Below are 21,737 nucleotides of genomic sequence, written 5' to 3' on the forward strand. Positions count from 1 at the left end.
CCCGGTTACATTCCGAACCCGGAAGCTAAGCTCTCCAGCGCCGATGGTACTGCACGGGGGACCGTGTGGGAGAGTAGGTCGCCGCCGAACAATTCGTTGCCGTGGTCCCCGGGATTTCGTCCCGGGGACCACGGCATTTTTGCGTTGTGGGGACAACGGTTCTGGTGTCAGTATCGCCGGATGGCGATGTACACAGTCAGAATCGCGCGGGCCGATGAATGGCGCCGCATCAAGGAACTCAGGCTGGAAGCTCTTGCCGACCCCATTGCACCGGTGGCATTCCTCGAACGCTATGAAAAAGCCGTCGCGTATCCGGACAGCACCTGGCAGCAGAGAGCAGCTGAGGGCGAGCGTCAGGAGGACAAGGCGACGTTCGTCGGCGAGGCCGCCGACGGGCAGTGGGGTGGGATGCTGACCGTTCTGGTCGAAGGTGACCGGACACAGCTGGTCGGTGTCTACATGCGGCCCGAGCACCGTGGGACGGGACTGGCGGCACAGCTCTTCGAAGCGGCCCGCGAATGGTCCTGGGCGCGTCCGGAGGTGCGGGGCATCCGGTTGTACGTGCACGAGAACAATCACCGGGCCGCAGCCTTCTACCGACGTCAGGGCTTCCAGGCCACAGGCGGCACCGACTCCTGCTCCTCGGATCCCGATTACGAGATGGAGCTGCTCCGGGCTTCACGGTGAGCGGCTGAGGAGCTCCAGAGGATTCAGAGCCGGCCGGCGGCCTTGAGAGCGAGGTAGGTGTCGGCCAGAGCAGGAGCCAGCTCCATGGGGGTGGCGTCCACGACCGTCACCCCATGACGGCGGAGCCGGGCCGCGGTGTGGCGGCGTTCGGCCTGCGTCCGGGCCGCGGCGGCGGCCGCGTAGACGTTGTCGAGGGTTCCGCGGGCGGAGGCCATCTCCTCGATACGCGGATCCGCGACCGAGGCCACCACGACGGTGTGGCGCTGGGTGAGCAGGGGAAGCACCGGCAACAGTCCCTCCTCCACAGGAGAGGGATCGAGGCCGGTGAGCAGGACCACCAGCGAGCGCTGGGAGGCGTTGCGCAGAACGGCGGAGGCCATGCCCCGGGCGTCGGACTCGATCAGCGCCGATTCGAGGGGGGCCATCGCCGAGACCAGGGCGGGCAGCAGGTCGTGGGCGGTGCGGCCCTGAACGGCGGTGCGCACCTGGCGGTCGTAGGCCAGGAGATCGAAGCGGTCGCCGGCGCGGGCGGCCAGCGCGGCCAGCAGCAGGGCGGCGTCCATCGCGGCATCCAGGCGCGGAATGTCGCCGACACGGCCGGCCGAGGTCCGGCCGGTGTCGAGGACGGTCAGGATGCGGCGATCGCGTTCGGGCCGCCAGGTTCGGACGGCGACGGTGCTCTGACGGGCGGTGGCGCGCCAGTCGATGGAGCGGGTGTCGTCCCCGGGAATGTATTCGCGGAGACTGTCGAACTCGGTGCCCTCGCCCCGGGTGAGAACGCTGGTGCGTCCGTCGAGTTCACGGAGGCGGGAGAGCCGCGCGGGCAAGTGCTTGCGGCTGGTGAAGGGCGGCAGGACCCGTACGGTCCAGGGCACGGAGTGGCTTCCCTGGCGGGCGGCGAGCCCGAGAGGGCCGTAGGAGCGCACGGTGACGCGGGCGGCCCGGTGATCGCCCCGGCGGGTCGGGTGCAGGAAGGTGGTGACGCGGCGCCGTTCGCCCGGGGGGACGGTCAACCGGTGCCGGGAAGAGGCGACTTCCGCGCCCGGAAGCCAGGCGCTGGGAGGCCAGGCGTCGCGGAGATCGGCCCGGAGTCGGCGCCCCGAGGGGTTGGTGACGGTGAGCTGCACCTGGGCGGAATCACCGAGTCGAACTGATGTATCACCGGAACGGGTGAAAAGGAGCTTTCGGACTGGTGCCGCTCGCCCCAGGTCGTACAGGATTGCGAGTAGCAGGGGGAGTTCGACGGCGAGCAGGCCGGTCCAGCCGGGAAGCAGGAAGCCGACGAGGAGCGCGCCGAGAGCGGCGATCAGAGCTGTTCGTCCGGTGATGGCCATCGGTCAGTTCACGCCGTCTCAGCGGGGAACGGGGACATGGGCAAGGATCGAGGAGATCACGCTGTCCGCGGTGACGCCCTCCATCTCGGCTTCGGGCCGCAGCTGGACGCGGTGGCGCAGGGTGGGCAGAGCCAGGGCCTTCACGTCATCCGGGGTGACGTAGTCGCGTCCGGTGAGCCAGGCCCAGGCACGGGCAGTGGCGAGCAGTGCGGTGGCACCGCGAGGGGAGGCGCCCAGGGAGAGCGAGGGGGATTCACGGGTGGCACGGCAGACGTCGACGATGTAGCCGGCGACCTCGGGCGAGACGGACGTCTTGGCGACCGCGGTTCGCGCCGCGTCGAGTTCGGCGGGACCGGCGACGCGCCGCACACCGGCCGCCACGAGATCACGGGGATCGAACCCCTCGGCATGCCGGGCGAGGACCTTGACCTCCTCCTCCCTCGACGGCAGCGGAATCTGCAGCTTGAGCAGGAAACGGTCGAGCTGGGCCTCGGGAAGAGGATAGGTGCCCTCGTACTCGACAGGGTTCTGGGTGGCGGCCACCAGGAAGGGATCGGGGAGCTTGCGAGCGGTGCCCTCGACCGAGACCTGTCGTTCCTCCATGGCCTCCAGCAGGGATGCCTGGGTCTTGGGCGGGGTGCGGTTGATCTCGTCGGCGAGGAGGAGATTGGTGAAGACAGGACCGGGCTGGAAGGAGAACTCCGCCGTGCGGTTGTCGTAGATGAGCGAGCCGGTGACATCGCTCGGCATCAGGTCCGGGGTGAACTGGACGCGCTTGGTGTCGAGTTCGAGAGTGGCGGCCAGGGCACGGACGAGAAGGGTCTTGGCGACGCCGGGCACGCCCTCCAGCAGTACGTGGCCACGGCAGAGCAGAGCCACGACGAGCCCTGTCACGGCGGCGTCCTGACCGACCACGGCCTTGGAGATCTCACTGCGCACGGCTTCGAGGGCGGCACGGGCGCTGTCTGCGGAGGGGGCGCTCACGGAGTGCGGTCCTTGTCTCTCGGTGACGGGGTGATGCGGTGTTCGAGGGAATCGAGTTCATCGGCCAGCCGGACGAGCGCTCCGTCGTCGGTGGGGGCCGGCCCGAAGAGGAGGGCGTACAGGCGGGGTGCGTCGTCACCGCCGAGGTGGGCGGCGACGGCCGGGCACAGGACTTCGGGGTCGTGGGCTCGTGAGGCGGACACCCCGAGCAGCGGCGCGAGCCGGGTACGGGTGGCAGAGCGCAGCTCGTCGGCGGCGCGGTCGCGTGCGTTCGCCTGACGGTAGAGACGGGCGCGGCCTTCGGTGGCCTCGGAAGCCGGAACGACCACAGGCAGCCGTTCCGGAACGAGGGGGCCGAGCCGCCGGGCTCGCCACAGGGCGGCGAGGGCCGCGGCGACGGCGAGTTGGAGCGTCCCCCACTTCCAGCCCGGAGGAATGAGATCGAAGAAGCTCTGGTCGCCGCCGTCACCGGCGGAGGCGTCGTCGAGGGAGGGGAGGTACCAGACCAGATGGGGGCGGGAGCCGAGGAGCTGCAGAGCGAGCGAGGCGTTGCCGTGTTCGTCGAGACGGTCGTTGTAGAGCAGGTCCGGGGCGCCGAGCAGTACGGCGTCGCCGCCGGAGTCGTCCGGCAGCCGGAGGAGCGTGGGCAACTCGCCGCTGGGGTAGCAGGCTTCGACGGTGGGAGCGGAGGTGGTGTAGGTGATGCCGCCGAGCTCGACGTCCCCCGCCCGCCGGGCGTAGGGGGCATCGCAGGACGGCTGGAGAGGCCGCACGGACGTGGGCTCCACGGCGCGGACATCGGGCGCCAGGGTGTCCAGCGAGGCGGGGCCGGGAGCGAGCAGGACGGTACGGCCGCCGCTGCCGGACGTGGCGGCGCGCAGCGCCGACTGCTGGCGGGCGCTCAGCAGGTCGGGGTTGGTTACCAGCAGTGTGGTGTCGGGACCCATCGCCGCGGTCGCATCGGCGAGAGTGGTGGCGACGGTGGTCTCCACGCCGCGGTCGGCGAGGAGTTCGGCGGCGGCGCGGCTGCCATAGCGGTCGGCGGAGCGGGGATCGAGCCGGCCGTGCTGCTCGCCGGAGCGCAGGGCGGCGATGACCAGGCCGGCCAGTGCCAGGACCGCCGCTGCCAGCAGCAGGCCCCTGGCCCGGTTCCACACCTGGCGGAACGTGGGGGACACCGAGGTCGTCGCCGCGGGAGCGGCGGACGGAGTGGTCGTCACGGGGCGCCTCCACCCTGGGCGGCAGTACTGAGCCGTTCCCCGTCGAGCCGGGGCTTGCTGCGGACGACGGCGTCGTCGAGGTCGCGCACCCGGAGGTACGCGGCTTGGTCGGCCGGGCGTCCGGCGTACGTGACCTCGTCGAACGCGACGGCGGCGGCACGCAGGGCCGCGGTGTGCCGGGGGAGGACGCGGGCGGCCTCACGGGCGGCCTCGTCGGCGGTGCGGCCGGGCCGCGGATCGAGCAGGGCGCGCTCCTCCAGGGAGCGGACGATCGCCCGCATCCGTTCCTGGAGGGCCTCGCTCCAGCGGTTGCCGGCCGCGTACTGCTCCGCTGCGGCCCGGTGCTCCGCGGCACTGCGCGGACGGTCGCCGAAGAGCTCCCCCCGGTCGTCCGTGCCGGGGCTCCGGCGCAGCGCGCCCATGCGGAGGCGCAGGGCGATCAGCAGCAGCACGGCGAGCACGGCGACGGCGGTGAGGCCGACCCAGCCGCCGGGAGTGGCTCCGGAAGCGGCGTCGAGGATGTCGCCGACCTTCTCCCACACCCAGTCGAGCAGGCGCCGCATCAGGCTCGGGTCGTTCTCGTGGTACATCGGCCTGGACAGTTCGTCCTCGGCGGCCTCGCGCGCCGGGCCGCGCGGGATCGTCACCGGTGCCTCGTCGTCGGGGCGCGCGGCGAACGGGGCTCCCCCGAACGCCGCGCCGCTCCCCGTGCCTCCCGTCAGCACATCAGTTCCCCGGTGCGGCGCCGCCGGGGTGCCCCTCGTGACCGGACACGCCCGCGGCGCGGGCGAGCTCCAGGTCGAGGGCCTCGCGGCGGATGCGCTGGTCCATGTAGAGGAGGGCGGTGACGCCCGCGCTCAGTGGCAGGGTGATGGTGGAGGCGAGTACCGCGCCGATACCGATGACGGCCAGGTACGTCCACGACATCTCGAGGGGCTCCCCGGAGACGAAGCTGTCGAGACCGCCGCCGCCGAGCACCGGGGCCAGCAGGGAGGCGGGGAGCTGGACGATCATTCCGACCATCATGACCAGCACGAACGTGAGGATCTGGATGCCGAAGACACGCCACCAGGAGCCCCGCACGAGCTTGGCGGAGCGGCGCATGGCGGCCGTCACGCCCTGCCGCTCCAGCATCAGCGCGGGAGCGGAGAGGCAGTAGCGGACCCAGAGCCAGACAGCGATCACGACACCCCCGAGGCCTCCGAGGAAGAAGAGGCCTATGCCCGCCAGTACCGAGCCCGCCAGGCTCAGCAGGAGGCCGGGAAGGACGCACACGACGATCGCGGCGGTCACGATCAGGCCCACCAGCAGGGTGAGACCGAGCAGGCGCAGAAGCTGCGGCCGCGAGTCCCGCCAGGCCTCCCCGAGGGAGACCGGACGGCCCAGAACGGCGCGGCTGACCACCATGGTGAGCATCGCGGTGGCGATGACCGTGCCGACCAAGGTGGCCAGCATCTCGACACCCAGGGCGCTCATCGTGCCGCTGAGGGCGTCCCGCAGTTCCTCGGTGGTGGGTTCGACCTTGGTCTGGATGGCCTCGAAGCCACTGTTCCCCCGGAGCCAGAGACCGGTGGCGACGGTGGACACGAGTTGGACCACGACCGCGACGCCGAGGGAGACGCCCAGGACCGTCCGCCAGTGGGCGCGCGCGGTGGAGACCGCTCCGTCGAGGATCTCGCCGATTCCCAGGGGGCGGAGCGGGATGACCCCTGGCTTGGCGGCCGGCGGCCGGCCCCAGCCCCCCCAGCCGGGCTGCCCCGGAGGCGGGGGAGGAGGCGCACCCCAGCCCTGAGGAGCCGGGGGCGGTTGCTGCGCCGACCAGTTCGTGGGTTGCTGCCCCGCGGGCGGCTGGTCGGAGGGCCGCCCGGCGGCGTCGCCACCGGATGCGTTTCCCCCGGAGGCAGGGGGAGGATCGGAGGGGGAGGATCCGGGCGAGGCCCAGCCCGGAGAGTCACTCACTGCAGTTCACCTCGTGTTCTCGCGGCCCGTCCGTGGGATGTGTCGGCTGGTCTGGCAGCCATCGTGCCACGGGCCGCTGCCGAGCGGGGCGGCCCCTGCGGCTCCCGGCTGCCTTCGACTGATGGTTGAGAGAAGGGGCAGACTGTTCGAATGGTTGACCAGACAGAGAATCGGGCCACGGCGCTGGCCCCTGGTGACGCAGCGGTCTCCGTGCCCGCCCTGCGCTGGGAGGAGCCCCCGGAGGGGCCGGTGGTGGTGTTGCTCGACCAGACCCGGCTGCCCGTCGAGGAGGTCGAACTCGTCTGCACGGACGTGCCGGCCCTGGTGGAGGCGATCCGCTCGCTCGCGGTGCGGGGAGCGCCGCTGCTGGGACTGGCGGGTGCGTACGGCGTCGCGCTGGCCGCCGCCCGCGGGTACGACGTGACCGAGGCCGCCGAACACCTCAGGCACGCCCGGCCGACCGCGGTCAACCTCGAGTACGGGGTGCGGCGGGCCGAGCGGGCGTACCGGTCCGCGGTCGAGGGCGGCGCGGACGAGGAGCAGGCGGTCGCCGCGGCCCTCGCCGAGGCCCGGGCGCTGCACCGGGAGGACGCCGAGGCGAGCGAGCGGATGGCCGAGCACGGCCTGGCGTTGCTGGGAGAGCTGCTGACCGGAGGCGGTTATCGCATCCTCACCCACTGCAACACCGGCGCGCTGGTGTCCGGTGGAGGAGGCACGGCGTTCGGGGTGGTGCGGGCCGCGCACCGTGCCGGGGAGCTGCGCAGGCTGTGGGTGGACGAGACCCGGCCGCTGCTCCAGGGCGCCAGGCTGACGGCGTACGAGGCGGCTCGCGAGGGCATGGCGTACACGCTGCTCACGGACAACGCGGCCGGCTCGCTGTTCGCGGCCGGAGAGGTCGACGCGGTGCTGATCGGCGCGGACCGGATCGCGGCCGACGGCTCGGTGGCGAACAAGGTGGGCAGCTACCCGCTGGCGGTGCTGGCCCGCTATCACCACGTGCCGTTCGTGGTGGTGGCTCCCGTGACCACGGTGGACCTCGGGACGCCGGACGGCGCCTCGATCGAGGTGGAGCAGCGGCCGGGCCACGAGATCACGGAGTTCGCCGCGCCGTCCGCGCCGGGAGCCGGGACCGAGGCGGGCAGCGGCATCCCGGTGGCCCCGCTGGGCGCGCAGGCGTACAACCCCGCCTTCGACGTCACCCCGGCGGAGTTGATCACGGCGATCGTCACCGAGCGTGGCGTGGTGTCACCGGTCACCGGGGACGCCCTTGCCGAGCTGTGCTCGCGGTCACCGTCACCCACGGAAAAGTCACGATCGGGTAATGGGATGATGGGGGCATGAAGGGACGCGTCCTGGTCGTCGACGACGACACCGCACTGGCGGAGATGCTCGGCATCGTGCTGCGCGGCGAAGGCTTTGAACCGTCGTTCGTGTCGGACGGTGACAAGGCGCTCGCCGCCTTCCGGGAGACCAAGCCCGACCTCGTGCTGCTCGACCTGATGCTGCCCGGCCGGGACGGCATCGAGGTGTGCCGGCTGATCCGCGCCGAGTCCGGGGTGCCGATCGTCATGCTCACCGCCAAGAGCGACACCGTCGACGTGGTGGTGGGGCTGGAGTCCGGTGCGGACGACTATGTCGTCAAACCGTTCAAGCCGAAGGAGCTGGTGGCCCGGATCCGGGCGCGGCTGCGCCGCTCGGAGGAGCCCGCACCCGAGCAGCTCACCATCGGCGACCTGGTCATCGACGTGGCGGGTCACTCGGTGAAGCGGGACGGGCAGTCGATCGCGCTGACACCCCTGGAGTTCGACCTGCTGGTGGCCCTCGCCCGCAAGCCGTGGCAGGTCTTCACCCGTGAGGTGCTGCTGGAGCAGGTGTGGGGCTATCGCCACGCGGCGGACACCCGTCTGGTCAACGTCCATGTGCAGCGGCTGCGCTCCAAGGTGGAGAAGGACCCGGAGCGGCCCGAGATCGTGGTGACCGTACGCGGCGTGGGGTACAAGGCCGGGCCCAGCTGACATGTGGCACGGCGGTCGTTTCCTCCCCGACGGGCTGCTGTCCGAAGGGGCGACGGGCAGCCGGGCGCGTCCCGTCTTCCGGATGTTCGTCCGCTGGGTGCGACGCCCGCTGCTGGCGGTGGCACGCCTGTGGCGGCGCAACATCCAGTTGCGGGTGGTGGCCGCCACCCTGCTGATGTCGCTCGCCGTCGTCCTGGTGCTCGGTCTGGTCGTCATCGGGCAGGTCCGCGGCGGGCTGCTGGAGGCCAAGCGGCAGGCGGCGCAGAGCCAGGCGGCGGGGGGCTTCGCGGTGGCCGAGCGGATGGCCGACGAAGCGGTCGGCGGAGAGACCGAGGGGGAGGCCGGGAACGGCCACCGGGGAGTCCGGGACACCGGCATCTGGCTGACCAACCTGGTGACGCAGCTCGCCAGCGGCGGACAGGGCGTCTACTACCTGGTTGCGCTCAGCTCCGAGGAGGACGCGAGCACCTTCGGCGTCAACGGAGGCACCGGCAGGCACGGTCCGCGCGCCTCCGGCACGGTGCAGCACGAGGAGAGCGTGCCGCCGGAGCTGCGCGAGGCGCTGGAGCAGAGCCCGGACACCCACGAGCAGTACGGCCGGATCGTGCTGGAGGACGGCCGGACCGAGGCCGCGCTGATCATAGGGAAGCGGCTCAACGACCCCAATGGAGCCCCCTACCAGCTCTACTATCTCTTCCCCTTCAACCAGGAGGAGAAGTCCCTCAGCCTGGTGGCGGGCACCCTCGCCACGGCCGGGGTCTTCGTGGTGGTGCTGCTCGGGGCCATCGCCTGGCTCGTCGTGCGCCAGGTCGTCACGCCCGTGCGGATGGCCGCCAGAATCTCCGAGCGGCTGGCCGCCGGGCGTCTCCAGGAGCGGATGAAGGTCACCGGCGAGGACGACATCGCACGACTGGGCGAGTCGTTCAACAAGATGGCCAAGAACCTCCAGTCGAAGATCCTGCAGCTGGAGGAGCTGTCCCGGATGCAGCGGCGCTTCGTGTCGGACGTTTCGCACGAGCTGCGCACCCCGGTGACCACGGTGCGGATGGCGGCGGACGTCATCCACGAGGCGCGCGACGAGTTCGACCCGGTGACCAAGCGCTCCGCCGAGCTGCTGCTGGGCCAGCTCGACCGTTTCGAGTCGCTGCTCGCCGACCTGCTGGAGATCAGCCGCTTCGACGCCGGGGCCGCCGCCCTGGAGGCCGAGCCGACGGACCTGCGCGACGTGGTCAGGCGCGTCCTGGAGGGGGCCGAGCCGCTCGCCGAGCGCAAGGGCAGCCGTTTCCTGGTGTACGGCGACGAGCGGCCGGTGGTGGCGGAGGCCGACGCCCGCCGCATCGAACGCGTGCTGCGCAACCTCGTGGTCAACGCCGTCGAGCACGGCGAGGGCCGGGACATCGTGGTCCGGCTCGCCGCGGGGGACGGTGCGGTCGCCGTGGCCGTGCGCGACTACGGCGTGGGACTCAAGCCGGGCGAGGCCGGCCGGGTCTTCAACCGGTTCTGGCGCGCCGACCCCGCCCGGGCCCGCACCACGGGCGGCACCGGCCTGGGGCTGTCCATCGCGGTCGAGGACGCCAGGCTGCACGGCGGCTGGCTGCAGGCCTGGGGCGAGCCGGGCGGCGGCTCGCAGTTCCGGCTGACCATTCCGCAGACCGCGGGCGGACCTCTGCGCGGCTCCCCCATCCCCCTGGAGCCCGCGGACTCCCGCCGCAGGCGCGGAGCGGCGGGCGCCCCGTCCGGCGGGGCGGGGACGTCCGCGCCGGAGGAGCCGCACCGCGGGACGGCGGCAGCACCGCCGCGGCAGGCGGACGGCGCGGAGGGAAGCGGGTCGCAGGCACGCACACGGACGACCGAGGAGTACGGACGGCATGGCGGACGGCAGGATGGCTGAACGTCTCGGGGGAGGCCGTACGGGCCGTCCGGGACGCCGCGGGGCCGCGGCGGCGCTGGGCGCCGTCCTGCTGCTCGCGGGGTGCGCGTCGATGCCCGACAGGGGAGAGGTGCGCCGGGTGGAGCCCTCTCCCCGTGCCGACGCCGACTCGCAGGTGCGGGTGTTCGGGGTGAGCCCGCGCAGCGGCGCGTCGCCGTGGGAGATCGTCCGCGGTTTCCTGGAGGCCACGACGAGCGACGAGCCGGACTTCAGGACCGCCCGCGAGTACCTGACCGACGGCGCGGCGAGGGCATGGGACCCCTTCGCCCGTACGACGGTGCTCGACAACGCGCCCAGCGTGCTCTCGCCGCGCAACGACCTCGACGAGCGGGAGAGCAGGGGCGCCACGCTGGAGGTGACCGGTTCCACTCTCGCCCGGGTGGACGGCGAACGTTCCTACCGGCCCGAGGAGGGGACGTACCGGGAGACGTTCCACCTGGTCAAGGTCGACGGGCAGTGGCGGATCGACCGCCTGCCGGACGGGCTGGTGGTGGCCGAGTCCGACTTCCAGCGCAACTACGAACCGGTCGACACGTACCACTACGCGGATCTGGGTCCGGACGCCGGCGCGGTGGCGCGGGGCGGGGACGTCCTGGTCGCCGATCCGGTCTACATCCGGGAGCGGATAGACCCGGTGACGGACGCGGTCAGGGCCCTGCTGGACGGGCCGACCGGCTGGCTGGCGCCCGTGGTGGAGTCCGCCTTCCCCCACGACGTGCGGCTGGCCGACGGTGTGCGGCTCTCCCCGGACGACTCCGGCACGCTGACCGTCCCCCTGACCAGGGGGACGGAGGGGGACCGCGAGCGGCCGATCCCGGCGGGGAACGCCCGCTGCGACCGGATGGCCGCGCAGGTGATGCACACGGTGGCCGACCAGGTGTCGAGCAAGGTCAACCGCGTCAGGCTGACGGCCGGCCGGGGCGGTGAGGAGCTGTGCGCGCAGAGCCGTGAGAAGGCCGAGGCGTACATGCCGGGGCGGCTGAACGGCGACATGGGCGACGGGTACTTCGTCGACGGCGAGAACCGGCTGGCCACGGTGGTGGAGGGCGCCGACCGGGCCGTCCCGGTCGACGGGCCGTTCAGCTCCGGGCAGATCCGGCTGGGGCCGGTCGCGGTGAGCCGGGACGAGCAGCGCGGCGCGGGTGTGTCGCTGGACGGCCGGATGCTGTACGTCGCCCCGCTGACCGGGGACACCGGGCTCGGCGATCCCGTGGTGGTCAGCGAGGCGGAACGGGAGGTGGACGGACTGACGGCTCCGAGCTGGGACGGGCTGGGTGATCTGTGGGTGGCCGACCGCGCCCCGGACGGGCCCGGGCTGCTGCGGTTGCGCAGGGGCCAGGAGGAGCCGGAGGAGGTCGAGGTGATCGGCCTCGGCGAGGGCCGCATCGAGGCGCTGAGGGTCTCCTCGGACGGTGTGCGGATGGCTCTGCTGGTCAGTGCGGACGGTCGTACGACGCTGCAGCTCGGGCGCATCGAGCGGAGCGGGGCCGACGGGGGGTCCAGGGCGACGGTGGAGGCCCTGCGGCCGATCGCACCGCAGATGGAGAACGTGACGGACGTGTCCTGGGCGGGGGACAGCAGGCTGGTGGTCGTCGGCCGGGAGGCGGGGGGCGTGCAGCAGCTCCGGTACACGGCGACGGACGGTTCGCCGGCGAGCCCGTCCGCGCTGCCCGGCCTCAACGAGGTGACGGGGGTGGCGGCCTCGGAGGACGAGGAGAAGCCGCTGCTGGCCCGCACCAGCGAGGGCATCGCCCGGCTCTCCCGCGACGGGGACTGGGAACTGGTCACGGACAAGGGGTCGATGCCGGTCTACCCGGGGTAGGCATCCCCCCATGCGGGGATGGTGGCGGGAACTGGCCGATCTGGTGCTGCCGGCCGACTGCGCCGGGTGCGGAGCACCGCGCACCGGCCTGTGCGAGCGGTGCCGGGAGGTGCTGTACGGGGCGGAGGCGCGGCGGGTACGCCCCCCGGTGGCCGTGGAGGCGCCGGCGGTGTACGCGTCCCTGCCGTACGCCGACGAGGCGCGGGCCGTGCTCCTCGCGCACAAGGAACGCGGTGCGCTGTGGCTGGCTGCCCCGCTGGGGTTCGTCCTGGCCCGGTCCGTGCGGGCGGCGGCGGACGCCGCGGGAGCGGCCGCGGCCGACGGACCGCTGCTGCTGGTGCCGGTGCCGTCCGCGCGCCGGGCGGTGGCGGCGCGCGGCCACGACCCGGTGCGGCGCACGGCCCTGGCCGCCGCCGCGGAGCTCAGACGCGCCGGGCGGCCCGCGCGGGTGCTCCCCGTGCTGCGCCAGCGGCGTTCCGTCGAGGACCAGGCGGGACTGACGGCCTCGCGGCGGTCGGCCAATCTGGCCGGTGCGCTGGGCACCGCGGCCGGCGCCGGGCGTCTGGCGGCACAGGGGCCGGTGATCGTGGTGGACGATCTGGTGACCACGGGCGCCTCGCTCGCGGAAGCGGCACGGGCGCTGACCGGGGCGGGCGGCCGGGTGGTCGGCGCGGCGGTGGTCGCGGTGACGGAGGCCGGTGTTTTCCGGACAGCCGGGGAGCGGGGCGGCGCCGGCCGGCGCGGAACCGGTGTTTGAGAACTCTCGTTGCGGTTACAGAGGCGGGATACACCCGATCGGAGGTAAGTGCCGGTAGGGGGTGCCGAGCTTCCCCCGGTGGGGGTAGCTTCGGTTGTGAGGAATGGCGAAAGCTGTTCCGTACAGCGGGACATGTGCGCTATCAGGCGTTTGCCCGGCTTTGCTGGCCATTCTCTCCGCAGGGGGGAGATGGTGATCCCCCCGGACAGGGAGGAGGAGGTGAAAGTCGCAACCCGACGTAGCGCCGGACGGTGACCGTATGTGACCGACACCATCCGGACTCAGTGCACAAAGGGCGAGTTCCGCCCCCTGTTCCGCGGAACCGCCCGGGAACGGAGTTCTGCGTGGACATCGTCGTCAAGGGCCGTAAGACAGAGGTGCCGGAGCGATTCCGCAAGCACGTGGTCGACAAGCTCAAGCTGGAGAAGATCCAGAAGATCGATGCCAAGGCGATCCGTCTCGACGTCGAGGTGACCAAGGAGCCCAACCCCCGCCAGGCCGACCGCAGCGACCGGGTGGAGATCACCCTGCGCTCCAGGGGGCCGGTGATCCGTGCCGAGGCGTCCGCGGCCGACCCGTATGCGGCGCTGGATCTGGCCACGGAGAAGCTGGAAACGCGGCTGCGCAAGCAGCACGACAAGCGGGTCTGCGCGCGGCGGGGGAACGGCCACAACCGGATCCCGGCGCGCGACGTGGCCGTGACCGTCCCGAACGCGGCGCGCGTCGGCGAGGACGGCACCCTGGGACCCCGGCGGACGGCGGAAGAGGAGAAGCCGCCCACCACCAGGATCGGACCGCTGGAGATCCAGGGGGAAGGGCCGCTGGTCGTACGCGAGAAGACCCACACCGCGGCCCCGATGTCGCTGGACCAGGCCCTGTACGAGATGGAGCTGGTCGGGCATGACTTCTATCTGTTCGTCGACTCCGAGACCAAGTTGCCGAGCGTCGTCTACCGGCGGCACGGCTACGACTACGGCGTCATCCATCTGGAACCCGATCCGTTCGCCGAGGAGCCGCCGCGCGGCGCCGGGGGCACCCTCGGTGGCTGATATCAGCCGCTGACACCGTGAACCACCCCCGCCCCCAGCCGAACGAGGAATCCGGCCGGGGGCGGGGGCATGGAATCATGGCCTCACGCCCAACCGGACCGCCGCACCGGCCGGTTGGTGACGCGTAGCCTGGCCTGCAGGGGGAGGAACGATGGCGGACAGCTTCGGGCCCGTGAGGTCCGGCGCGCACGACGGCGGCAGCGCCGCCCCCGCGGACGCGCGGGAAGACGGAACGCGCAAGGAACCCATCCGGGTCCTGGTGGTCGACGACCACGCCCTCTTCCGGCGCGGACTGGAGATCGTCCTGGCGCAGGAGGAGGACATCGAGGTCGTCGGCGAGGCGGCCGACGGTGCCGAGGCCGTGGAGAAGGCCGCCGACCTGCTGCCCGACATCGTTCTGATGGATGTGCGGATGCCCCGGCGCGGCGGCATCGAGGCCTGCACCTCGATCAAGGAGGTGGCCCCCAGCGCGAAGATCATCATGTTGACGATCAGCGACGAGGAGGCCGACCTCTACGACGCCATCAAGGCGGGGGCCACCGGCTACCTGCTCAAGGAGATCTCCACCGACGAGGTCTCCACCGCGATCCGCGCGGTGGCCGACGGGCAGTCCCAGATCAGCCCGTCGATGGCGGCGAAGCTGCTGACCGAGTTCAAGTCGATGATCCAGCGCACCGACGAGAAGCGGCTGGTGCCCGCGCCCCGCCTCACCGACCGGGAGCTGGAGGTGCTCAAACTCGTCGCCACCGGCATGAACAACCGGGACATCGCCAAGGAGCTCTTCATCAGCGAGAACACGGTGAAGAACCACGTCCGCAACATCCTGGAGAAGCTCCAGCTCCACTCGCGGATGGAAGCGGTGGTCTACGCGATGCGGGAGAAGATCCTCGAGATCAGGTGAGCTCCGGGACCGGATGGGACCCGGGGCGGACGAGGCGGGTTCTCCGCCGGCCGGGAGCCGGGGCTCAGACGAGGGCCGCGGCGAGGGCGGCGGCCGACTCCCGGTCGTCGCAGCGTTCGACGCGGACCGCGTCGCAGCCCACCCAGCCCGCCGCCTCCCGCAGAGCCCTCGCCATCGGCTCCACCGCTTCGCGTCCCGCCACCGACACCTGCCGGGCCACCAGGGTCCGGCCCTCACGGGCCGGGTCGACCCTGCCCAGCAACCGCCCTCCCGACAGGAGCGGCATCGCGAAGTAGCCGTGTATCCGCTTGGCCCGGGGCACGTACGCCTCCAGCCGGTGGGTGAAGCCGAAGATCCGCTCGGTGCGCCTGCGGTCCCAGATCAGCGAGTCGAACGGCGACAGCAGCGTCGTGCGGTGCCGTCCCCGGCGGCCCGCCGGGGACGCCGACGACTCGGCCTCCAGCGCCGCCGGGTCCGCCCAGGCCGGTCTGCCCCAGCCCTCGACCTCCACCGGCACCAGGCCCGTGTCCGCCACCACGGCGTCGACCTGCTCGCCCTTCAGCCGGTGGTAGTCGGCGAGGTCGGCGCGGGTGGCGACGCCCATCGCCGCCCCGGCCTGGGAGACCAGCCGGCGCAGGCACTCCCGGTCGTCCAGGTCGTCGTGGAGCAGTTCACCGGGGATGGCCCGCTCGGCCAGGTCGTACACGCGCTTCCAGCCGCGCCGCCGGGTGCAGACGACCTCGCCGGTGTCGAGCAGCCACTCCACCGCGATCTTCGTCTCGGACCAGTCGTACCACTCGCCGCCGTTCTTCGCGCCGCCCAGCTCGGTGGCGGTCAGCGGGCCGTCGGTCTTCAGCCGGTCCCGTACGGTGGCACAGGAGCGCTCGGAGTCCTCCAGCCGGTGCCAGCGGTGGCCCTTCGCCCGGTTCGCCCGGCGCCGGAAGGCGAAGTGCGGCCACTCCTCGATCGGCAGGACGCACGCGGCGTGCGACCAGTACTCGAAGGCGCCGTCCCCCGACCAGTACGCGGCCTCCACCGCGTCGCGGCCGACCGCGCCCAGCCGCGCGTACGGCACCAGTTCGTGGGAGCGAGCCAGCACCGAGATGGTGTCCAGCTGCACGGCCCCCAGCCGGCGCAGCACGCCCCGCACCCCGGCCCGGCGGTCGGGGGCGCCCAGCAACCCCTGCGCGCGCAGGGCGATCCGGCGGGCTTCGTCGGCGGAGAGGGAGTACGCGGCGGTGGTCATGCGCCGACGATAGAGGCTGCCACCGACAGCGGGCGACGGGTATCGGCCGGGAGTCCGCCGTCCCCTTCCCGGCCCGTCCCCCGAGCCGCGGCCGCCTACGGAGCGGGCAGGTACGGCACGGTCGCCGGCCGCCCCTGGTCCGAGGGGAGCAGCGACGCCACCCACGAGTCCCGCCGGGTGCCGCGGAACGGTATCCGCGCCCGCAGGGTGCCCTCCATGACGAAGCCCAGCCGCTCCGCCACGGCCCGGGACCCGGTGTTCCCCACCTCGGCGAACCACTCCAGGCGCTCCACGCCCAGCTCCGTGAAGGCCCAGTCGGTCACCGCCCGCGCGGCCTCCACGGTGTGACCGCGGCCCCGCTGCTCCCGGGCCGTCCAGTAGCCCAGTTCCGCCAGGCGCCCCTCCGGGCCCGGCGGTGTGATCCGCACCAGTCCCATCGCGCCGACCAGTTCTCCGTCCCGGGTGAAGACGCCGAAGGTGTAGGCGCTGTCCTCGCGCCAGCCGGCCGGGGCGACGACGGACACGAAGTCCTGCGCGTGCCGCCGCTCGTACGGCTCGGGCAGGGCGGTCCAGCGCAGGATGTCCGGGTCCTGGCAGGCGGCGTGGACGGCGGGGACGTCCCGCGGTTCGAAGGGGCGCAGCAGCAGGCGTTCGGTGTGGAGGGTCACTGGTCGCATGGGGGGATTCTGCCGGTCATCCGATCGGGCGGATCCGGCACCTTCCGAGCCTCCGGCACGTTGGGGGGTACAGGGGCCGGTGCCCCTCGCATACGATGGCCGGTGCGGCAGGTCCGAGAGCAAGGGATGAGGCCCGCCGTGCCAGCGCACCAGACCCGTGCCAGGCCCGACCGGCAAGGAGCCAGCCTACGTGTCCGTCTTCGGCAAGATCATGCGTGCAGGTGAAGGGAAGATCCTGCGCAAGCTGCACCGCATCGCGGACCAGGTGTCGTCGATCGAAGAGGATTTCGTCAACCTCTCCGACGCCGAGCTGAGGGCGCTCACGGACGAGTACAAGGAGCGCCTCGCCGACGGCGAGACCTTGGACGACCTGCTTCCCGAGGCTTTCGCGACGGTCCGCGAGGCGGCCAAGCGCGTGCTCGGCCAGCGCCACTACGACGTGCAGATCATGGGCGGCGCCGCGCTGCACCTGGGCTACGTCGCCGAGATGAAGACCGGTGAGGGAAAGACCCTCGTCGGCACCCTGCCCGCGTACCTCAACGCGCTCTCCGGCAAGGGCGTGCACCTCATCACGGTCAACGACTACCTGGCACAGCGCGACTCCGAGCTGATGGGCCGGGTCCACAAGTTCCTGGGCCTGTCGGTCGGCTGCATCGTGGCCAACATGAGCCCGGCGCAGCGCCGCGAGCAGTACGCCTGCGACATCACGTACGGCACCAACAACGAGTTCGGCTTCGACTACCTGCGCGACAACATGGCGTGGTCGAAGGACGAACTGGTGCAGCGCGGCCACAACTTCGCGATCGTCGACGAGGTCGACTCGATCCTGATCGACGAGGCGCGCACGCCGCTGATCATCTCCGGCCCGGCCGACCAGGCCACCAAGTGGTACAGCGACTTCGCCAAGCTGGTGCGGAGGCTGGAGCGCGGCGAGCCCGCCAACCCGCTCAGGCAGCAGCCCGAGACCGGCGACTACGACGTCGACGAGAAGAAGCGCACGGTCGCCATCCACGAGTCGGGCGTCGCCAAGGTCGAGGACTGGCTGGGCATCGACAACCTCTACGAGTCGGTCAACACCCCGCTGGTGGGCTACCTCAACAACGCCATCAAGGCCAAGGAGCTCTACAAGAAGGACAAGGACTACGTCGTCCTGAACGGCGAAGTCATGATCGTCGACGAGCACACCGGCCGTATCCTCGCGGGCCGCCGCTACAACGAGGGCATGCACCAGGCGATCGAGGCGAAGGAGGGGGTGGAGATCAAGGACGAGAACCAGACGCTCGCCACGATCACCCTCCAGAACTTCTTCCGCCTCTACGACAAGCTGTCGGGCATGACCGGTACGGCCATGACCGAGGCCGCCGAGTTCCAGCAGATCTACAAGCTGGGCGTGGTCCCGATCCCGACGCACCGCCCGATGGTCCGCAAGGACCAGCCCGACCTGATCTACCGCACCGAGGTGGCGAAGTTCGAGGCGGTCGTCGAGGACATCGTCGAGCGGCACAAGAAGGGCCAGCCGGTCCTGGTGGGCACCACCTCGGTCGAGAAGTCCGAGTACCTGTCGCAGCAGCTCAAGAAGCGCGGCGTGCCGCACGAGGTGCTCAACGCCAAGAACCACGAGCGCGAGGCCGCGATCGTCGCCCAGGCGGGACGCAAGGGCGCAGTGACGGTCGCCACGAACATGGCCGGCCGCGGTACGGACATCATGCTCGGCGGCAACCCGAACAACATCGCCGAGGCGGAGCTGCGCGCCAAGGGCCTGGACCCGGTGGAGAACGCCGAGGAGTGGGCGGCGGCCCTGCCCGCGGCCCTGGAGCGCGCCGAGCAGGCGGTCGCGGCGGAGCACGACGAGGTCGCCGAGCTGGGCGGTCTGTACGTCCTGGGCACCGAGCGGCACGAGTCGCGCCGTATCGACAACCAGCTCCGCGGCCGTTCCGGCCGCCAGGGCGACCCGGGCGAGTCCCGCTTCTACCTCTCGCTCGGCGACGACCTGATGCGGCTGTTCAAGGCGCAGATGGTCGAGCGTGTGATGTCCATGGCCAACGTGCCCGACGACGTCCCGATCGAGAACAAGATGGTCACCCGTGCCATCGCCTCGGCGCAGTCGCAGGTCGAGCAGCAGAACTTCGAGATCCGCAAGAACGTCCTGAAGTACGACGAGGTCCTCAACCGGCAGCGCGAGGTCATCTACGGCGAGCGCCACCGCGTCCTGGAGGGCGAGGACCTGCGCGAGCAGATCGTCCACTTCATGGACGACACCATCGACGCCTACATCCAGGCCGAGACGGTCGAGGGCTTCGCCGAGGAGTGGGACCTGGAGCGGCTGTGGGGCGCTTTCAAGCAGCTCTACCCGGTGACGGTCACCATCGAGGACCTGGAGGAGGCCGCCGGGGGCCGGGAGGCACTCACCGCGGAGTTCATCGCGGAGGCCATCAAGGACGACATCCACGAGCGGTACGAGGAGCGCGAGAAGCAGCTCGGCCCGGAGATCATGCGTGAGCTGGAGCGTCGCGTGGTGCTCTCCGTGCTCGACCGCAAGTGGCGCGAGCACCTCTACGAGATGGACTACCTCCAGGAGGGCATCGGTCTGCGCGCCATGGCGCAGCGCGACCCGCTGGTGGAGTACCAGCGCGAGGGCTACGACATGTTCGTCGCGATGATGGAGGGCATCAAGGAGGAGTCCGTCGGCTACCTGTTCAACCTGGAGGTCCAGGTCGAGCAGCAGGTCGAGGAGGTGCCGGTCGAGGAGGCCGGTCCCGCGCCCTCGCTGGAGAAGGAGCCCGAGGAGGCGGCGGTGCCGGCCGGGGCCCGTCCGGCGATCCGCGCCAAGGGCCTCGACGCCCCGCAGCGGCCGGACCGGCTGCACTTCTCCGCGCCGGCGGTGGACGGCGAGGCCGGTGCGGGCGGTGTCATCGAGGGCGAGTTCTCCAGCGACGGCGAGGGCGGCCCGGTCCGCTCCCCCGCGGACGGTCTGACGCGCGCCGAGCGCCGCAAGGCGCAGAAGGGCCGTCGCCGCAAGAAGTGACACGGTGATCGCCGTGCCGGGGCCGGGTTCCCTCCGGGGGCCCGGCCCCGGCGTGTCCGCGGGGCCTGCGGACAGCGCCGGGGCCGCCCGGTTCACCGCCGGGGCACCGTGTCGAGTTCGACGGCGGAGCACTTCCAGCGCTGGTCGCGGCCCCGTTCCAGGCGGAAGGCCAGGGCGCGGAGCCGGTCCCCGGCCCAGACGCGGGCGAACGCCTCGACCGCACCGGGGCGGGGCTCGGCCCAGCCGACCTCCCGCACCACGGGGGCCGGACCGTTCGCCGGCGGGCGCAGCGGGGTGTGCGGGGCGAGCCGGGCCAGTTGCTCGTAGGCCTCGCCGCGGGTGTGGCCGAGCAGCAGGTGGACCGGTCGCTGGCCGCTGAGGACGAGCACCAGGCGGTGCGCGAACCAGTAGTGGGGCAGTCGGTCGCGTTCGCGCCGCCGGGCGGCGAGCACGGCCGAGTGGGCCGGTCGGCGGGAGTCCCTGCGCTGGGGCGGAGCGGTACGGCTGGTGGTGGACATGGTGTCTCCCCGTTGCTCTCCACGCACCGGCACGGCGCGGTGCGTACTAAGCGGTAGCTTTCGTACTGGTTCTACTGGGACGTTCCCGGGGCGGCAACGACCGCCGACCGGCCGTGGCGTCCTCCGGGCAGTTCACCTATCCGGAGGAAATGGACACGGAGGCTGACGCGCGGTGCCCCTGACCTGTGGTGCCGCGGCGTGGGGCGGGGCGCGGCGGGGCGGGACCGGAGGCGGTGGGGGCGCTTCGTCCGCCGTATGCTGTCGGAGCAGTCGGACCGGCCTTACACGAAAGCGGTAGCGATGCGCGTCTATGTACCCCTGACCCTGCCCGGCCTCGCGGACGCGCACCGGAAAGGTGAGCTGGGCCCAGGCCCCCTGACCGCCTACGCGGTCACGCCCGGGCTGCGCGAGTGGTACGTCTCGGACGACATCGAGGAACTGGAGTACGCCGCGCTCGGCCGGGCCGCACAGGCTTCGCTGCGGCGGCTGGCCGCCGACCCGGACGCCCCGCGGCTGCGGGTGGTGGTGGCCGCGGACGTGCCCGACCGCGAGGCGGTCGCCGACCCGGACCGGAGCCTGGACCCGTCCGCCCTCGGCGAGGTGCGCATCGAGCGGCCCGTCCCGCTCGCCAGGGCCGCCGCCGTGCACATCGACGGCAGGGACGCCGAGAGGGACGTCGCCGCGGCGGCGGACGCGCTGGGCGCGGCCGACCAGGGCGACGGCGACGCCCAGTTCGTCGTGGACGGGGCGGACGACCACGATCTGCTGTGGTACGCCACCCAGGAGATCGGCAACCTCCTGGAGGAGCTCGGCTGACGGGTGTTCCCGGCAGCCCCTCCCCGGATGTCACCGCGGGGCCGTACCGTCGTGGTCATGGATTCGGGGACGGGGAGAGCCCACATCGTGTGGGACTGGAACGGAACGCTGCTGCACGACATCGACGCGGTCGTCGACGCCAGCAACGCCGCCTTCGCCGAGATCGGGCTGCCGCCCATCACGGCCGCGCGCTACCGGGAGCTGTACTGCGTGCCGGTGCCGCGCTTCTACGAGCGGCTGATGGGACGGCCGCCCACGGAGGAGGAGTGGGCCGAGATGGACGCGGTCTTCCACCGGCACTACTTCGAGCGCGCCGAGAACGCGGGCCTCGCCGAGGGAGCCGCGGAACTGCTCGCCGACTGGCGGGGGGCGGGCTCGACGCAGTCGCTGTGCTCCCTCGCCCCGCACGACCACCTGCTGCCGCTGGTGCGCCGCCACGGCATCGAGGAGCACTTCGTCCGGGTGGACGGCAGCCGCCTCGACGGGCCCAGGCAGGGCAAGGCCCGGCAGATGGCGGCGCACGTGGCGGCGCTCGACGGTTTCGACCCGCGCCGTACCGTGGTGGTGGGCGACGCGGTGGACGACGCGGTGGCCGCGGCCCACGTGGGCGCGAGAGCCGTGCTGTACACCGGCGGCTCGCACAGCCGTGCCAGCCTGGAGGCGGCGGGGGTGCCGGTGGTCGACAGCCTCGCCGAGGCCGTCGAGACGGCCCGGCGCGTGGTCGAGGAGGCGGCGGCGGGGTGAGGCGGGCCGCGGGCCCGCGGACACCGGGGAGGGACGCGAGGCGGCCGGTCCGG

At 72.3% G+C, this 21,737-nt stretch carries 19 protein-coding genes and 1 rRNA gene; 12 read left to right on the top strand and 8 right to left on the bottom strand.

Going from position 1 to position 21,737, the window contains the following annotated elements; translation table 11 throughout:
- Window positions 1-90, top strand: a 5S ribosomal RNA gene (gene rrf, locus ABD358_RS11155); the annotation flags it as partial.
- Window positions 91-180: 90 nt separating this feature from the next.
- Window positions 181-687 carry a GNAT family N-acetyltransferase gene (locus tag ABD358_RS11160; RefSeq protein WP_344630773.1) on the top strand — a complete coding sequence of 169 codons (507 nt, stop codon included), beginning with the start codon at window positions 181-183 and terminating at the stop codon, window positions 685-687.
- A gap of 23 nt (window positions 688-710) precedes the next feature.
- On the opposite strand, the gene ABD358_RS11165 is transcribed toward ABD358_RS11160, so the two are convergent.
- From ABD358_RS11165 to ABD358_RS11185, 5 genes are read right to left on the bottom strand one after another with little or no spacing between them, the layout of a single operon-like run.
- A complete protein-coding gene (locus ABD358_RS11165; protein WP_344630774.1) occupies window positions 711-2,021 on the bottom strand; it encodes a DUF58 domain-containing protein in 1,311 nt (436 codons plus the stop codon).
- Between the two features lie 18 nt (window positions 2,022-2,039).
- Entirely contained in the window at window positions 2,040-3,005 is a 966-nt protein-coding gene (locus ABD358_RS11170) for an AAA family ATPase (protein WP_344630775.1), read from the bottom strand.
- Entirely contained in the window at window positions 3,002-4,225 is a 1,224-nt protein-coding gene (locus ABD358_RS11175) for a DUF4350 domain-containing protein (protein WP_344630776.1), read from the bottom strand. Before ABD358_RS11175 ends, ABD358_RS11170 begins: the two co-directional genes overlap by 4 nt.
- Window positions 4,222-4,950: a DUF4129 domain-containing protein gene (locus ABD358_RS11180; protein ID WP_425576298.1), complete on the bottom strand. Its 729-nt coding sequence runs from the start codon at window positions 4,948-4,950 to the stop codon at window positions 4,222-4,224. The genes ABD358_RS11175 and ABD358_RS11180 overlap by 4 nt, the downstream gene beginning before the upstream one ends.
- A gap of 1 nt (window position 4,951) precedes the next feature.
- Window positions 4,952-6,184 (bottom strand): DUF7847 domain-containing protein, encoded by a 1,233-nt coding sequence (locus ABD358_RS11185; protein ID WP_344630777.1) that lies wholly within the window; start codon window positions 6,182-6,184, stop codon window positions 4,952-4,954.
- 150 nt (window positions 6,185-6,334) lie between these two features.
- Between ABD358_RS11185 and mtnA the strand changes: the two genes are divergently transcribed.
- The 7 genes from mtnA (at window position 6,335) to ABD358_RS11220 (ending at window position 14,658) form a co-directional block, all read left to right on the top strand.
- Window positions 6,335-7,525 carry an S-methyl-5-thioribose-1-phosphate isomerase gene (mtnA, locus tag ABD358_RS11190; RefSeq protein WP_344630778.1) on the top strand — a complete coding sequence of 397 codons (1,191 nt, stop codon included), beginning with the start codon at window positions 6,335-6,337 and terminating at the stop codon, window positions 7,523-7,525.
- Window positions 7,522-8,199, top strand: a complete 678-nt coding sequence (gene mtrA / locus ABD358_RS11195; protein ID WP_031510767.1) for a two-component system response regulator MtrA — start codon at window positions 7,522-7,524, stop codon at window positions 8,197-8,199. The genes mtnA and mtrA overlap by 4 nt, the downstream gene beginning before the upstream one ends.
- Before the next feature lies 1 nt (window position 8,200).
- The gene (gene mtrB / locus ABD358_RS11200; RefSeq protein WP_425576299.1) at window positions 8,201-10,090 is read left to right on the top strand and encodes an MtrAB system histidine kinase MtrB; all 1,890 of its coding nucleotides are present in this window, start codon (window positions 8,201-8,203) and stop codon (window positions 10,088-10,090) included.
- Window positions 10,083-11,951, top strand: a complete 1,869-nt coding sequence (locus ABD358_RS11205; protein ID WP_344630779.1) for an LpqB family beta-propeller domain-containing protein — start codon at window positions 10,083-10,085, stop codon at window positions 11,949-11,951. The genes mtrB and ABD358_RS11205 overlap by 8 nt, the downstream gene beginning before the upstream one ends.
- 10 nt (window positions 11,952-11,961) lie before the next feature.
- Window positions 11,962-12,708: a ComF family protein gene (locus tag ABD358_RS11210; protein WP_344630780.1), complete on the top strand. Its 747-nt coding sequence runs from the start codon at window positions 11,962-11,964 to the stop codon at window positions 12,706-12,708.
- Window positions 12,709-13,052: 344 nt separating this feature from the next.
- Window positions 13,053-13,757, top strand: a complete 705-nt coding sequence (gene hpf, locus ABD358_RS11215) for a ribosome hibernation-promoting factor, HPF/YfiA family (RefSeq protein ID WP_344630781.1) — start codon at window positions 13,053-13,055, stop codon at window positions 13,755-13,757.
- A gap of 151 nt (window positions 13,758-13,908) precedes the next feature.
- Window positions 13,909-14,658 (top strand): response regulator, encoded by a 750-nt coding sequence (locus ABD358_RS11220; protein WP_344630782.1) that lies wholly within the window; start codon window positions 13,909-13,911, stop codon window positions 14,656-14,658.
- 64 nt (window positions 14,659-14,722) lie between these two features.
- Here ABD358_RS11220 and ABD358_RS11225 read toward each other — a convergent pair whose 3' ends face one another.
- Window positions 14,723-15,904 carry a winged helix-turn-helix domain-containing protein gene (locus ABD358_RS11225; RefSeq protein ID WP_344630783.1) on the bottom strand — a complete coding sequence of 394 codons (1,182 nt, stop codon included), beginning with the start codon at window positions 15,902-15,904 and terminating at the stop codon, window positions 14,723-14,725.
- Between the two features lie 95 nt (window positions 15,905-15,999).
- Entirely contained in the window at window positions 16,000-16,581 is a 582-nt protein-coding gene (locus ABD358_RS11230) for a GNAT family N-acetyltransferase (protein WP_344630784.1), read from the bottom strand.
- Window positions 16,582-16,771: 190 nt separating this feature from the next.
- On the opposite strand from ABD358_RS11230, the gene secA reads away from it, so the two are divergent.
- On the top strand, window positions 16,772-19,606 hold the full coding sequence (secA, locus tag ABD358_RS11235; RefSeq protein ID WP_344630785.1) for a preprotein translocase subunit SecA: 2,835 nt from the start codon (window positions 16,772-16,774) through the stop codon (window positions 19,604-19,606).
- A gap of 92 nt (window positions 19,607-19,698) precedes the next feature.
- Here secA and ABD358_RS11240 read toward each other — a convergent pair whose 3' ends face one another.
- Entirely contained in the window at window positions 19,699-20,124 is a 426-nt protein-coding gene (locus ABD358_RS11240) for an Rv3235 family protein (RefSeq protein ID WP_344630786.1), read from the bottom strand.
- Between the two features lie 300 nt (window positions 20,125-20,424).
- Between ABD358_RS11240 and ABD358_RS11245 the strand changes: the two genes are divergently transcribed.
- Window positions 20,425-20,940: a DUF6912 family protein gene (locus ABD358_RS11245; RefSeq protein WP_344630787.1), complete on the top strand. Its 516-nt coding sequence runs from the start codon at window positions 20,425-20,427 to the stop codon at window positions 20,938-20,940.
- 57 nt (window positions 20,941-20,997) lie between these two features.
- On the top strand, window positions 20,998-21,684 hold the full coding sequence (locus ABD358_RS11250; RefSeq protein ID WP_344630788.1) for an HAD family hydrolase: 687 nt from the start codon (window positions 20,998-21,000) through the stop codon (window positions 21,682-21,684).
- Window positions 21,685-21,737 lie beyond the last annotated feature (53 nt).

The organism is Streptomyces glaucosporus, from assembly GCF_039533345.1.
In the GTDB taxonomy this organism is placed as follows: Bacteria; Actinomycetota; Actinomycetes; order Streptomycetales; family Streptomycetaceae; genus Streptomyces; species Streptomyces glaucosporus.